Annotated in this window: 1 pseudogene; it reads right to left on the bottom strand. The window is 44.5% G+C overall.

Annotation, left to right across the window (positions count from 1 at the left end):
* Window positions 1-326: 326 nt before the first annotated feature.
* Window positions 327-1891, bottom strand: a pseudogene (locus tag HMPREF1150_RS09435) (LPXTG cell wall anchor domain-containing protein); the annotation flags it as partial.

A 1891-nucleotide genomic window follows, 5' to 3' on the forward strand; every position in this document is an offset into this window, starting at 1 on the left:
TCTAGTTACAATAGTTTTATTATACAACATTCCATTTTGGTTAGCTATATATATAACTATAATTATATAAATTTTTTTAAAAAATGGACATAAAGTACTTTAAAGTCTAATTTTTTAAAACAAAAGAAAAAATAAACCATAGAAAAATCCTTATAAATTAAATAAATCTAAGGATATTTCAGATTCTACTTTAATATTTAATATTTTAGAAATGCTATTATTATGAAGTTTTTAAGAGTTTTTCTCTTTGGATATAAAGAAAAAAGATTCACTAACGAATCTTTTCCCTTTTATTTTAATATCTAAGAAAGCCAAATTCTTAAATTTTAGCCTTCAGACTTTTTCTTTCTCTTCTCTAAACCAATCAGTCCCAAACCTGATACTCCCGCAAGTAAGCTTGCTGCTAAGTATGAGGTTTCTTCTGTACCGGTCTTAGGAAGAGCTTTTGCACCCTCACTCTTAGAAAGAGACGGCGGTGCAGGCGTAATCGTCCGCTCTGGCTGAACAGGATCTTCTGTCACAGTCGGAACGTAAACCGCTGAAATCGTCTGGCCATTGCGGTCTTTGCGAATCACTGTCACACCGTCTGCTTGACCGACAAAGCCCGTTTCCGGTACAAAAGTCACGGTGCCATCTGGCGCAATCGTGTAGGTTCCTTGGCCTGGAACAACCTTTTCGGTGCTGCCATCCTCAAAAGTTGGCGGAACGGTTGGATTCACGTCGCCTTCAAAGATTGGTTTACCAGTCTGCGGCTGGCCTTTGAGACCCGTGCTGCCAGTATCTTCTGTGGCAGTGCTTCCCAAAACAGTTGGGGTATAGGTAGCCGTCACGGCATTGCCATAAATATCTGAACGCTTCACGACAACTCCACTGGCAGTTCCGACAAAGTCAGCTTCTGGTACGAAGGTCACTGCCCCCAGAACGGTAAACCTATAAGTTCCCTCACCCGGAACAACCTTTTCGGTGCTGCCGTCCGCAAAGGTCGGTGCTACCGCTTGGTCAATCGCCCCTTCAAAGGTAGGCGTGCCTGTTTGAGCTTGACCCTTGCGACCGCTAGACACACTGTCCTTGCTGGTTGATGGTTCAACCACGGTTGGAACATAGCGAGCTGTCACTGAGGTGCCATTTTTATCACGACGGACAAGGGTCACACCGCTTCCCTGACCAAGGAAATCAGCTTCTGGAGTGAAAGTAACTGTACCGTCTGGTGAGATAGTGTACGTTCCTTGACCTGGAATGGTCTTTTCCTTACTTCCATCTTCGAAGCTTGGTGCAATCGTCTCATCAATTGGCACAAGTGGATCACCTGCTTCAAAGACAGGTTTGCCAGTTTGAACATGACCTTTGATATTCGTAGAGGTCGCATCTTTACCAGTTGGACTTACCTTGGTAAACTCTGGACTATAGGTAGCCGTTACTGGTGTACCGTTCTCATCAACACGTTTCACAGTAACTGGATCTGGCTTGCCTACGAATTGCTTCTCAGGAGTGAAGGTCACTGCCCCATCTGGAGAGATAGTGTAAGTTCCTTGGCCTGGAATGTTCTTCTCTTTACTTCCATCTTCAAAGGTAGGCTCTACTGTTTCATCAATTGGTACAAGTGGATTACCACCTGTGAAGGTTGGGGTACCGGTTTGTGGAACGCCCTGAGGACCAGTGCTAGTTGCGTTAGTGCCAGTTGGCGTTACCTTAGTAAACTCTGGACTGTAAGTGGCAGTCACTGGTGTGCCGTTCTCATCAACACGTTTCACAGTAACTGGATCTGGCTTGCCTACGAATTGCTTCTCAGGAGTGAAGGTCACTGCCCCATCTGGAGAGATATCGTGTATGTTCCTTGACCTGGAATAGTCTTCTCCTTACTTCCATCTCCGAAAGTTGGCTCAACTGTTTC

This window comes from Streptococcus sp. AS14 (genome assembly GCF_000286495.1).
In the GTDB taxonomy this organism is placed as follows: Bacteria; Bacillota; Bacilli; order Lactobacillales; family Streptococcaceae; genus Streptococcus; species Streptococcus sanguinis_P.